Annotated in this window: 7 protein-coding genes and 2 pseudogenes; 6 read left to right on the forward strand and 3 right to left on the reverse strand. The window is 62.4% G+C overall.

Annotation, left to right across the window (positions count from 1 at the left end):
- The first annotated feature begins 223 nt into the window (after positions 1 to 223).
- The 4 genes and pseudogenes from JZ792_RS08510 to JZ792_RS08525 form a co-directional block, all read left to right on the forward strand.
- Positions 224 to 415 (forward strand): hypothetical protein, encoded by a 192-nt coding sequence (locus JZ792_RS08510; protein WP_216908578.1) that lies wholly within the window; start codon positions 224 to 226, stop codon positions 413 to 415.
- Between the two features lie 596 nt (positions 416 to 1,011).
- Positions 1,012 to 3,630, forward strand: coding sequence for an AAA domain-containing protein (locus JZ792_RS08515; RefSeq protein WP_216908580.1), 2,619 nt, complete (start codon positions 1,012 to 1,014; stop codon positions 3,628 to 3,630).
- 514 nt (positions 3,631 to 4,144) lie between these two features.
- Positions 4,145 to 4,603: pseudogene (locus JZ792_RS08520) on the forward strand (transposase); the annotation flags it as partial.
- Between the two features lie 315 nt (positions 4,604 to 4,918).
- A pseudogene (locus JZ792_RS08525) lies at positions 4,919 to 5,267 on the forward strand (transposase); the annotation flags it as partial.
- A 578-nt stretch (positions 5,268 to 5,845) separates the two neighbouring features.
- Here the strand turns inward: JZ792_RS08525 and JZ792_RS08530 are convergent.
- Both JZ792_RS08530 and JZ792_RS08535 read right to left on the reverse strand, forming a co-directional pair.
- Positions 5,846 to 6,238, reverse strand: coding sequence for a hypothetical protein (locus JZ792_RS08530; RefSeq protein WP_216908582.1), 393 nt, complete (start codon positions 6,236 to 6,238; stop codon positions 5,846 to 5,848).
- Positions 6,235 to 7,137 carry a sigma-70 family RNA polymerase sigma factor gene (locus JZ792_RS08535; RefSeq protein ID WP_216908584.1) on the reverse strand — a complete coding sequence of 301 codons (903 nt, stop codon included), beginning with the start codon at positions 7,135 to 7,137 and terminating at the stop codon, positions 6,235 to 6,237. The genes JZ792_RS08530 and JZ792_RS08535 overlap by 4 nt, the downstream gene beginning before the upstream one ends.
- Positions 7,138 to 8,294: 1,157 nt before the next feature.
- On the opposite strand from JZ792_RS08535, the gene JZ792_RS08540 reads away from it, so the two are divergent.
- Positions 8,295 to 8,561 carry a hypothetical protein gene (locus JZ792_RS08540; RefSeq protein WP_216908857.1) on the forward strand — a complete coding sequence of 89 codons (267 nt, stop codon included), beginning with the start codon at positions 8,295 to 8,297 and terminating at the stop codon, positions 8,559 to 8,561.
- Between the two features lie 770 nt (positions 8,562 to 9,331).
- On the opposite strand, the gene JZ792_RS08545 is transcribed toward JZ792_RS08540, so the two are convergent.
- Positions 9,332 to 9,529, reverse strand: a complete 198-nt coding sequence (locus tag JZ792_RS08545; RefSeq protein WP_216908586.1) for a hypothetical protein — start codon at positions 9,527 to 9,529, stop codon at positions 9,332 to 9,334.
- A gap of 130 nt (positions 9,530 to 9,659) precedes the next feature.
- Here JZ792_RS08545 and JZ792_RS08550 point away from each other — a divergent pair, with 130 nt between their 5' ends.
- A complete protein-coding gene (locus tag JZ792_RS08550) occupies positions 9,660 to 12,269 on the forward strand; it encodes a hypothetical protein (protein WP_216908588.1) in 2,610 nt (869 codons plus the stop codon).
- Positions 12,270 to 12,398 lie beyond the last annotated feature (129 nt).

Consider the following 12,398-nt stretch of genomic DNA (forward strand, 5'->3'; position numbering starts at 1 on the left):
CGTCACAACCTCGTCGCCGCCCCCGCCGGTACCGGCCCGATTTCGCCGGGAACACCTGAGCCAAACACCCTCGCCGCCCACGATCACGCCGCTCGCACCGATGCATCGACCGCCACCGGTACCCCCGCAGTACCGGCGCGAACACCTACCGCAATCGCCGCCGCTCCCGGTGCCACCGCAACAGCGGAATGGCCGATCGCGGGCACGCTGGGTGGGGGCGGTAATGCTGCTCGCCCTTATCGGCGCGGGCATCCTGCTATGGGAACGCCACCATTCCGCCACCGAACCGGTCATGTTCCAGAACCTCACGTCCGACCTCACCTGCCCGCTCCTGCCGCACGACACCGGAACAGGTTGCGACATCGATGAGTTTCCTGCACACCGCTGCGGCATCGACCAGTGTCACCCGACATAACTGGCATCACACGGTAGCCCCGACTGTCGCTGTGGTGGGCACCGCTCATACCACTCAGCGGCGACCGATACGACGCGAACACGTGCTGGCTGACGGCGCCTCCACAACTGCGGGCTCTGCAAATCTGCATCCCCGCCGCCGACGGCGTCTCACCGATGCTAAACCTCCAGTGGTGGCACCGATTCGGCTCAGCGAGAGCACCTTCGATCGACTTCAAACCTCAAATGTCCACTGCTTGAACGAAACTACGTCCGATCCTGACACGACCAAGCTCATCGACCACTCCTCCGTCGAGATGACCGGTGAATATACCGTCAGCACAGCGACTTTCGACTGTTGGCGGTAATCTGCGATACGCACGGATGTCGAGCCATCGGCCATAGCCGGAGCGACGCGAGAACCAGATGCGGCACGTTGCCGTGCGGAGGTGAGGGGGTTCGATGTTTGATCCACGGGTTGTCACGGTCGTCATCCGCAGGAAGGAGAACAGCGATCCGGAGGACAAGACCCTGGAGATCACCGAATACGAGCCACAATCCGGACGGGTACGAATACGGTTCGGCAACTCCAAGGACTACCACTTCAGTCGGGAACGAGTGACGATTCTCGACCGCCCCGAACCGATGCCACAGGGATCGCGAACACGCCTCTTCATCGACGGGTCTGTGCACCACGCAAACGAGGCCTACCTGTTCACCGGCCCCGCCGGAGCCGGATCATGGTGGCACGTACTGGACGACAAAGGCGTATGGAAGTCCTACCACGCCAATCGTGTGCAAGCGCAACCGAACGCCCCCATCACCGCCCGCTCCAAGGACGTGCTCAGATACTGGCGCACGGTGGCAGAACGATTGCCCGGCGATTCCGGCGTCCTGCTTCGAAACCATCAGAAGCTGGACTTCATTCACCCCTCCAGCGCATTGGCCCGACTGCTGGAACTAACCCCGATCGAACCCCGACCTGCCGACGATATCCCGCGTCCGGTGTACCCGTTCGGTACCAACATCAGCCAGAGCGAGGCTGTGCTCAACGCATTGCGGTATCCGCTCTCGGTGATCGATGGCCCACCCGGAACCGGGAAGACGCAGACGATACTCAACATCATCGCCTCGTTGATCTGCACACCCGGCACAACTGTGGGGGTGGTCTCGTTCAGCAACTCCGCCGTGGACAACGTCTTCGACAAGCTGACCAAAGAAGGCTTCGGCATGGTGGCCGCCAATCTCGGACGAGCCAAGAAGCGGCAGGAATTCTTCGACAACCAGGGACCACGCAACGCAACGCTCGACGCGATGCTACGCACAAACACCACCCCTACAGAGGATGCCGCACACCAACTCGACAAGGTCAGCCAACGCCTCGTCAGCCTCCTCGAAAAGGATCGCCAGCGCGCCGAACTGCGCCAGCAACTGCACGCCTACGAGCTGGAACAGCAACACTTCCAATCGTTCTTCGACCGACGCGACGTACCGGACCCCGAAGACCTGCCGCTGCTGCGCCGCTACAGCGCCGACAAGCTACTCGACTTCATCGCCGACACCGATCCACTCTGGATACGCGACCACGGCTGGGGGCGCATGGTCGACATGATGAACCGCTACTTCAAGTACCGGGCGCTGCGCAAGGTCGACCCCGACAACATCGACGTCGTGCTACGCATCCAGCGCCTGTATTACCAGAAGAAAATCGGCGAACTCAAGCAGCAAACCGAGAAACTGACAAAAACACTGCAGAGCAAGCAGTTCGACCCGTTGCAGAGCGACCAAGCACGGCTATCTCAACAGCTGCTCCGCGAAACACTACACACCCGATACAGCGCACTGACCCGAACGATCTACACGCCACAATTTCGGCAACAGTTCGAACGGTTCACCCACGACTACCCATTGATCCTGAGCACCTGCCATTCACTCCAAAACAGCATCGCCGCCTCGTCGCTACTGGACTACCTGATCATCGATGAAGCATCACAGGTGGACCTGGTCACAGTGAGCCCAGCACTGGCATGCGCGCGCAACCTCATCGTGGTCGGCGACCTCGAGCAACTCCCACCCGTCACCAAGAACCTCATCGACCCTCCCGCAGCGCCCGATCCGGTCTACGACTACCGACGCAGCGTCCTGTCCTCGATCATCGACCAATACAGCGATCGAGTGCCCCGAGTGATGCTGCGCGAACACTATCGTTGCGATCCGGACATCATCGAGTTCTGCAACCGAAAATTTTACAGTAACAAACTCATTCCCTATACCCACAGCACGCCGGGGTTCGCCCCGATGACAGTGGTTCGGACCGCTCCCGGCAACCACATGCGCCACGTGTACGGCAACGATCCGGAGTCGAAAGGACGGAGCAACCAGCGTGAGATCGACGTAATCCGAAACGAAGTCCTCCCCTGGATATCCGCCGATATCCCGCCGCACGAAGTCGGAATCACCACACCATACCGCCGTCAGGCCAACCGAGTCACCGACGCCCTGATCGAATCCATCGAATCCGACACCGTGCACAAATTCCAAGGAAGAGAGAAGGACGCGGTCGTCATGACCACGGTGCTGGACGACACCCCCAGTGGCAGAGCAGCATTGACCTTCGCCGACGATCCCAAATTGATCAATGTGGCGGTATCTCGGGCCAAACGCTTGTTCGTACTGGTCACACACCCGTCCGAACTCCCGAAAAGCCGACACCTACGCGATCTGATCGGCTACATCCGGTACCGGGACCCGAACACCGCCGTGATCGACAGCGACGTGGTGTCGATCTTCGACCTGCTGTACACCGACTACACGAAACGGCGCACACACCGGCACATCGGATGGGGACGAACCGAGTGGCCGTCGGAGGACATCGCCCTCACAATGTTGGAGGGTTTACTGGCCGAGCCCGACTACAGTCATATGGCGACACACCGGCAGGTGTACCTACAGAACGTATTTCCACACACCCTGGACCCGCTCGATAAACGGCAACGTGAATTCGTCCGACACCGAGCATCGTTCGACTTCGTCATCTACAACCGGATCACCAACGCGAACCTCGGTGCCATCGAAGTCGATGGCCACAGCACTCATGAAGCAAGCCCGAAGCAACTCGCCCGCGACGCATTGAAAAACGAGATCTGCCGACGCTACCACTTCCCCCTACTACGCCTGCCGACCACCGGAAGCAGCGAAGCCACCCATGTTCGCAGATTCCTCGATCGGCTGCCCTGAACACGACTGGGCACTTACCGGCATATCCATCAAGGAGGGACTGCCGTGACGCGAGATTCTCACCTCACAACTGCGCTAACAGTAATTAGCGTAGGTAGCACACTATTCTTCGTAACCCGATGCATGGGCGACGCGCGCATGCACCACAACCGGTGTGGCTGTCTATCACATCTGTTACTGGCGAGGTACTACGGCCTGGTGGATGCCAGCCTGTTTTTGGGGTGTCTGTCACTGTTCTTTCATCTTTGTTGTCACCTATGGACGCCTCCTATCGGACGGACGCCAGGTCACCGGCGCGCGCATGGAGCCCGGCTAACCTGTTCGACATGGTCGACGGTGATGCTGATGCCAATCCGCCACTGGAAGTTCTGCGCTGCACGGAGGGCTGCGCGCACTATCTGGAGTAATGATCAAAACCTGTGAATGACCGGGAGGGAGTACCTTTCCGGATGATCTGGAATCAACGGGTTTGATCAGTCCTGGCGCGCCAACGCCGGGCGGGAAGGTACGTCCCATGCTCAAAATAGTCGACGGCGGCGCCGAGTCCAATCAGGCGGTGCTGCGGTTAGTGGTTCGGGTTCACCAATCGATGAGATCGTGCGTGAGGGCGCCCGGCGGATGCTGGAGGCCGCGTTACGGGCCGAGGTCGCCGCCTATGTCGACCGTTCTCGCCGACCAAGTCGACGAGAACGGTCGAAAGCTCATGGTGCGCAACGGGTAACACAGGGAACGTCAGGTGCTGACCGCCGCCGGTGCGGTGCGGGTGAAAGCGCCCCGGGTCAACGACCGCCGTGTCGATGCCGACTCCGGGACGCAGCAGCGGTTCTCCTCGGCGATCCTGCCCGCCTGGGCACGAATATCACCACAGGTCAGCGAGGTGTTGCCGCTGTTGTATCTGCATGGGCTCTCGACCGGCGATTTCGGGTCCGCGTTGGAGCAGTTCCTCGGCTCTGGGGCGAAGCTCTCGCCGGCACAGCGGAGCTTCGAGATTACCTGCAATACTGTGGGTTTCATGGTCGATCGCGGACCGAGTGGATCGGTGCGGCATCGCCCACGGCGGGCGAAGCCGCCGACGATGCCGCCGTATCCGAGCCGACGCCATTCGTCCGAGCGGATGGCGGTCCGAGCGGATCAGGTGACGCAACACTATTCGCAGCCACCCTGGGCGCGGATGGGACTCGGCGACACCGTCTTTCCGAACCCCGTCATTTCCCACCAAGAAGCCAACCAAACCGACTCCGAAAAACCCGGGGAACATCACCTCTCCGGTTCAGCGGGGGAAGTTCACGCCCGCATCCTGCTCGAAGTCGGAGACGACGCCGCGTTCGACCGCCGGACATCTCGCCTCCTACGCTGGCATCGCCCCGATCACACACCGATCCGGCAGCTCGATCCGTGGCAAGCACCCCCGCCCGATCTAGCAACCACAAACTCAAACGGACGCTGTCCCTTTCGGCCTTCGCGTCGCTGCACGCCCCGGCCAGCCGCGCCTACTACTCGCGGAACGCGACGAAGGCAAGAGGCACAACGCCGCCCTCATCTGCCCGGCACGCCGCCGCTGCGACCTCCTCTACGCCGCGCTCAAAACCAAACAGCCTTACCGAGATTCACACTCCACCACAGCGACCGGTCCCTGAGCCCAATCCTCCCGATCGCCGCGCACCACGATCACCACCGGCCCTTCCGATTGTGGACAGTAGGTGCAACGGCACGGTGAGCACCTTCGACGGCTCTGTACTGACAACGTGACGGTGCTTCGGGCAACAGCGAATTCAACCGGCCTTCGCGACGCCTCTATTCCGGATGTCGTGTATGCGATGGCCTATCACCTCGCCCGCACACCAACCATGCGAGTCCCGACAGGCTCATGGCTTCCGATCGCAACCGAGGGGATCGAGTTATTCATTCCGGCATCGGCGGCGGTCCATCCTTGCCGATACAACGGCTACGGAGTTCCCAACACGTTCCTACAGCTCAAAACAGCCGGACGGCACTCGATCGCGGAAAGCCCGGTGCGATGGACAGGCGCACGCCGAGGGCGGCGAGTGGTCCGGGGAAACAGACCCATTGCCGACACCGTGCCCCGGGCCACATAGACATCGGTGACCGGTCGTGACGTCGGCTGGCCGAATAGCTCGTAAACGCCTTTCCTTCAACGGATCTTTCCTGACCAGCCCTTCCCTCCGCGTATCCGGTACGAATCGCGCACTTCTATTCATGCCAGGCGCCGCAACTCGTCCACGACCCGGGTCAAGGTATCCGAGTCGTTCCGTAGACAGCCGTTGTACCTCGGGTCGGTGATCTCGACCTCGTGGGCGGCGGGCAGCAGCCTGGACGCGACCACTACGGCCCCGTTGTGATCGGGTGTGCGCTTGGGCAGGTCACCAGCCACCTCCGCGATGAGGCGACGCGCGGCCGACTCCGATGGCCCCAGCGCGAGGTTCGTGTGGTTGTGTCGAAGCCTGCGGATGCGTTCGAGCTGGTCGTCGGGAGCCCGGCCGCGCAACAGCCGCGGCCCCTCCTCCCCCAACGACGATCGCTCCAGCAACAGACGTACCAGCGTGATCACCTGCTCGGCATCGGATTCGGCGCGCTCGACCGGGGTCATCCTAGACTCCTCACTGACATTCGCGCACTCTCGCGCAACCGGTACAGACGGCGTTCGACCGCCTTCGTTGTCACCCCCAACAGTTGAGCGATCTCAGCGTGGGAATATCCGTTCACGTTCGCCCACAGAATCAATCGCTCATCGGCGGACAAGGTGGCGAGATAGTCGAACAAAACCACCCGATTCGTCACCACCTCGGCCGGGTCTGCGCCCAGCTGCGTCCCCCACAGCACCGCGCGACCGGACTCGACCAACTCGGTCGCTTCGACGAAGTCCACCGGACCCGCGTGATGGGTGGTCCACCACACCCGCTCCTTATCGAACACCGAGACGAACTCGATCAGACAGCCCGTGATGAAGAACGAACTCAGCGTCGCCCCTTTGCGAGGGTCCCATCCCTGGTCCGTGGACAGGTTGGTGTGCAGCTTTCCCAATGCCCCGACGATGGTGTGGGCGATCATGTCCTGACGGTAATTCCGATCGCCGGCCAACCGTTCGCGTCCAGCCGGCCAATCCGGCAAGCCGATGACCAAGCGCCGCGCCTTCGCATAGATCACACCGTTACGGATCCAAGGATCGAGCACCTGCGAGCCGTAAGCCGACAATTCCTCGACCACCTTCTCCCACACCAGAGCGCTGATGCCATCAGCGGTCAGAAGCTCGTAGAGCTCAAGCTCGGCCTGCATCCGCAGCGCATCCGCAGCAGCGGGACCTGCGCCCCCCATTTCCACCTCGACCATGATGTCGCTGGATTCGGACCGGAGAACAGGCACGTCGATTTCGCCCATCACCGGGTCGAATAGGTCATCGACGGGATTCATCGAAACAGCGGGGCTGACGGACTCAAGATCGGACGACACAGTGTCGCTTGGGAAAACACCGAAGTCCGATGTACCCATCAAAGTTCCTCCTCCATGCACAGAAGCAGCGCGCTGGACCCGCAGCCCAACACCCCCGACGCACAACACCACGCCCGGTCTCGAAGTTATAGGCCCCGCGACGCCCAATCCCCCTGCGGTAACCAAGATTCGAACACCAGCATGCACCCGCACCCACGCGTCCAGGGGGATCTTCCGAACCCGGCCCTATGACTTGGAGCCAGTCTCACTTCCGCACAGCACGAAAGGCCGACGATGCCCGACCTCCCACCGCCGGACCGCACTGCTCGCTCCGTCGCAAACCCACAGCCACAGCGCCCACCGCACTCTGCCTACACGATGATCGCCCTCGGCGCTCTCGCCGGGTGCGTAGTCGCGGCTTTCGTCGACACAATCACCGCGATCAATATTCTCGCCGCGTTGATCGCGGTAACACCTCACCGCCCTGAGCCAGCGAAGTAGGTCTCCGCCAGTAACCGTGCTCGGAGCCGACAACGACGTGATTGGAGTCATGCCCGCTACCGCGTCCCCGTAGTCGCACAAATCATCTGCCAGACGACATCGGAGGACAGTTGGCAGCACGGCGGCGAAGGTCTTGCAATAGGCCCGCAGCCAGTCGACGTCGCACACCGCCAGCAGTATGGACCATCGGTGCGCCCAGGCTGCGACGTGGGGCTGCGGTGACCGAGGCGTGCTCCGGCCGCGCCGTCCGTACCTGCAGTGCACGACCGCTCGACTCGGCTGTGCAGGGGCAGGCGCGAAATCGAGGCGAGCCTGTCTCGCCCGAACGGGCATGTGCAGCAATGTCTGCTGCACATGCCCGTCCAAGTTCTTCACCTCGGCCAAGCGCACAGACTTGTTGTCAACCACCGTCGACGTGGTTGCCTTCTTCAGCCGTGACAGCACAGCCGAATCCGCTCGGGCCGGAATAACCTAGCGCGCTCATCGCGGAATCGCACGCGACCACGATCGCGTTTCCCGCGTGTGACCGTTTGAGCGTGACAGGCTGGTATCTGAGCTGACCTCCAGCGATGACAGAGGCCCCGCACCCGGTATTCCAGGTACTGTCAACAACTCTCGAATCCTGCCCCCGGTCGAACTGACGTGACCCCGGTGGTTCGGTCCGCGTGGTGTGGGAGTCTGAATGCCCCTGTTGTGGGCGGGAAGGCTCGATACTCATGGCAACACGGAAAAGGCATACTCCGGAGCAGGTCGTGCGGAAGCTGACCGAGGCGGACCGGCTGCTGGCCGACGGCCGGGACTATGTCCTCGAAGGTGGAGGGATTGTCGGTGGACTCGACGGTGCGTCGGTGTGGGGCTCGGGACTGATCCGGCTCGATGTGGATCGGCAGTCGATCGAGTTGACATTCCGCGACGCCGAACCAGGGACGTTGGCCGCTATGGTGGCCGCCCACGTCGAGGCCGCAGACGCACCCTATCGATGAGGCTCGACGCACCAGCGCGAAGACAGAGTCCACGCCCTCGGTGCTGGGATTGGATCGGCCCGAAACCTCCTACCGGGGAACTCATAACGGCTGCACACGGTCGAGCTGAACCGTCGGGTGAGGGTGTCGCTTTGGCAGAGCCAGGTGGCCGTGCCCTCGGTACCGGACTATTTCGGGGTGACCCGTTGCCGGAGGTACGTGAGTTGTAGGTTGTCACTGTGGTCAGAGTTGTCTGGCAGTTGGCAGGCGTGCTGACCCGCGTGTTTCTCGACTTCGTCGACACCGGCGGTATCCCGGCCGACGAACGCCAGAACGGTTGGTATGGCATATCCGGGAGGACAACTGCAGCTCCAGGCGACATGCCTCCGCGACCGGAGCAGATCGGGACACCGGTGAGTGGTTCCGGTGACGGCCGATGTCCCCTGTCTCGGCATGGACTGCTGGACTCTGTAACGCTGAGTCGCGATGGGTAGACCGGTGACCGCCCCGAGCTGGTCGGCGATTCGATCGGTACCCACAGGTCCTTTGTGCTCCTCGCTTCCGGCGGTGCCGGAAAGACAATACTGATCGAGGACCTGAAGCGCGGCGAGCCTGGCAGCATTTCCATCGATTTGCGGTTGGACGGCGGGCATGCCTCACCGATCTCCTCAGTTCCCTACGCTCGACTTCGTACTCGGCGTCACCATTCGAGGGGCCTCGAGGCACTGTCTTCATTCCTTCATCGACGCTTCTTGTCGAGGCCACCGAGAAGGCCGGCTTCACGATTCGCTCTACGACAGATCGGTGTCGGTGTCCGCATCGGCCAGGACCGAGGAGGGGTTTTCGATCGCCGCGGCGAGGTCCCGGGTGGCGTGTACTACCGGCAGGCAGGCCCTGATAAGAGCGGCGATGGCGTGTGGGATCTGGGTGGCGTTCTGCAGCATGAGCACGACAAAGGCGATGAGGGCGATGATTTCGGTGGGGCTCATGCTGGTAACTGTTGTTCCCGGAGAGCGTTCGGTGCATCCGGTGCGGAAAATTCCTGCCGGGGCCCAGGTTGGAACACTCGGAAGAGCGAGTTCACCGAACGGTACCGAACAACAGCAGTTGGAGGGGGATGTGTTGGTCGATCCAGACGACATCCACACGCGCGAGGATCTGCAGCGGATGCTGGAGGAGCTCCACACCGCCGCGCGGATCAGCTACGTGAGGCTGGCCGCGCACGAGGGAGTCACCGTTGCCAGCAACACGATCCACGGCTGGATACACGGCGACACGTTCCCGCAATGGGAGAACCTGTCGCCGGTCTTGCGAGCCTGGAGAGTCAGCGACGGTGAGCTGAAGCGATGGAGGAACGCGCACAGGCGCGTCGTCGCCGAGGCCCGGCTCCAGCCAGGATCACCGCTGAACGAGGTGCTCGATCCGTTCGCACTGGGTGTCCACGAACCGATCACCGCTTCTGACAGTGGTGCCGGCACTGTCGAGACTGCGTTGCCGAGGTATGTCCGCCGCGCCCACGACGACCAACTCGCCGAGGCGATACATGAAGCGCTGGCAGGTCACAGCAGAATCGTGGTGCTGATCGGGGGTTCCTCCACCGGCAAGACCCGCGCTTTGTGGCAGGCGTTGGCTCCGTTGCGTCTTCGGCGGGGATGGCGATTGTGGCGTCCCTCGCCCTTCCGCCCGGAGGAGCTGATCGAGCAACTGGACAGGGTCGGACCCCGCACAGTGGTGTGGCTCAACGAAACCCAACGGTACTTCCCACTCGCTGACGAACTCGACCGCGGGCGCATCGCGGAGAAGATCAGCAACGTGCTGGCCGATCCTCGCCGGGCACCGATAGTGGTCCTCGGCAGCTTGTGGCACGAGCACTACGCCGCGCTGAGCGACGACCCCACCTCAGCCACCCGCACGCTACTCGAACCGGTCACTATCACCGTGCCCGATAACTTCACCGGCGCCGCTCTGGACGTCATGCGTGCCGCTGCACGGCAAGATCCGCGCCTACAGATTGCGGTCGAGGGGGCCGAGAACGGTATGATCACCCAATACCTGGCCGGCGGGCCAGAACTGATCCACGTCTACGAAAAGCAGGCGGGGACAGTAGGGCGGGCAGTGATCGAAGCAGCGATGGACCTGGTGCGCATGGGCCATCCCAACGTTCTGCCCTACCTGCTGCTGCGCGATATCGCGGCCGGCTACATCGACGACATCACCTGGGACACCCTGGACGAGAACTGGTTCGAAGCCGCCGTGACTGAGCTCAGCAGAAGATGCAAGGGCGCGCGGGGGCCCGTGACGCCGATCAAAGATCGCCCCCTGTCCCCACACCCCCGCCATGTGAGGGAAGGCCACCGTCGCGGATCGAAGCAACCGGAGTACCAGCTGGCCGAATACCTGGGCCAGCACGGCGGACGTATCCGCGCCGGATCGACTCCACCGCTCGGGTTCTGGACAGCGGCTGCCGCGCATGCAGCACCCGACTCCCAGTACGCACTCGCCGATGCCGCGTCGAAGCGCGGGCACTCCCGTATTGCCGCTCAATTGTGGAAGAACGCCGTCGGCCGCGGGCACGTCCATGCTGCGATCAGACTCGTCAAGGCGCTGTCGACACAGGTCCCCGGTGATCGCCGCCCTGCCGATTGGGCCGTGACCCACGTCCTTCTCGATGCCCCCTTTGGCATCACCAAGCTTGTGAATACCCTGCGGTACCTAGGTGCTCACTCCCAGTTGCAGGTACTCGCCGATCGGGCCGCGGCTCACCTGTCCCCCGACGACCCGCATGGATTGGCTCAGCTGATCGCTGCTCTGCGGGTTGGTGGCGCGCATTCCCAGATGATGGTGCTGGCCGACCGCGTCGTTAGAGATCTCCCGCTCGACCATTGTATCGGCCTGAATTCTCTGATTCACACCCTGTGGACTGTTGGCGCACACACGCACATGCGGGTGCTGGCCGATCGCGCCGCCGAGCATCTCAGCTTGGATCGCGCGACTGAAGTGGCGCTGCTGATCGAGGCATTGTGGGAGGTCGGCGAGGAAACCCCGTTGCAGATATTGGCCGACCGCGCCGCCACAGGTCTCTCTCTCGACAATGCAGGCGAGCTGTTCATCCTGATGCAGGCGTTGTGGAGATTCGGCACCCCCGGCCAGATACAGGTACTGGCAGACCGCGCCGCCGCAGATCCGACCATCAACACCGGTCGTCGCCATTCAGCCGCGCAGCTGATCGAGGTGTTTCGCAAGTCCTTGGCCAGCACCCCGCGGGAGTCACGTGCGAACGCCACCCGAGTCACCTTCGACAGTTCGCCCGAAATCTCCTCGCGGAGCGAGCAGTTGCAGAACCCCGAAGAGCATTCCCAGATACAGGCTCCCCCTCATGGTGATTCCGCCGCGCACATTCCTCTAGACGATGCAGCCGGGATCGCCCTGCTCCTCGGCCGACTGCGGGAAGCTAACGCGTACGCAAAGATACAACAAACTCTCCGACGAGGAATCGCCACGCACGTCTCCCCCGCCGATCCGTTCGGGGCGGCCGAGCTCGTCAGTCAGTTGCGGGCGGTCAACGCACACACCCAAGCTGACATGCTGACCGAACGGCTGTCCGTAGCAGGCTGGTTTTCGATATTGGTTCTTATTTCTGATGATGTGAGAACACGGTTCCGCTTCGGCCGCGAACTGGACGAAGCTCTCACTCCAGCCGAGCCGTGGTACTGGACCGACCTCGAGTAGCTGAAACCGTCACCATCGGCCCCCTGTTTGCCGATTCCGCAGATCTCGGGCGGTGCCCGAGCAGCGCTGATGAATGCCACCGAACAAGGTTGACGTCTAACGGCTTTCAGCGACTCCGGCATATGGCAC

This window comes from Nocardia noduli (assembly GCF_019038455.1).
In the GTDB taxonomy this organism is placed as follows: domain Bacteria; phylum Actinomycetota; class Actinomycetes; order Mycobacteriales; family Mycobacteriaceae; genus Nocardia; species Nocardia noduli.

Coding starts and splice junctions, on each gene's coding strand:
- JZ792_RS08510 (WP_216908578.1), top strand. CDS start 224: ATGCTGCTCGCCCTTATCGGCGCGGGCATCCTGCTATGGGAACGCCAC.
- JZ792_RS08530 (WP_216908582.1), bottom strand. CDS start 6,238: ATGACCCCGGTCGAGCGCGCCGAATCCGATGCCGAGCAGGTGATCACG.
- JZ792_RS08535 (WP_216908584.1), bottom strand. CDS start 7,137: ATGGGTACATCGGACTTCGGTGTTTTCCCAAGCGACACTGTGTCGTCC.
- JZ792_RS08540 (WP_216908857.1), top strand. CDS start 8,295: ATGGCAACACGGAAAAGGCATACTCCGGAGCAGGTCGTGCGGAAGCTG.
- JZ792_RS08545 (WP_216908586.1), bottom strand. CDS start 9,529: ATGAGCCCCACCGAAATCATCGCCCTCATCGCCTTTGTCGTGCTCATG.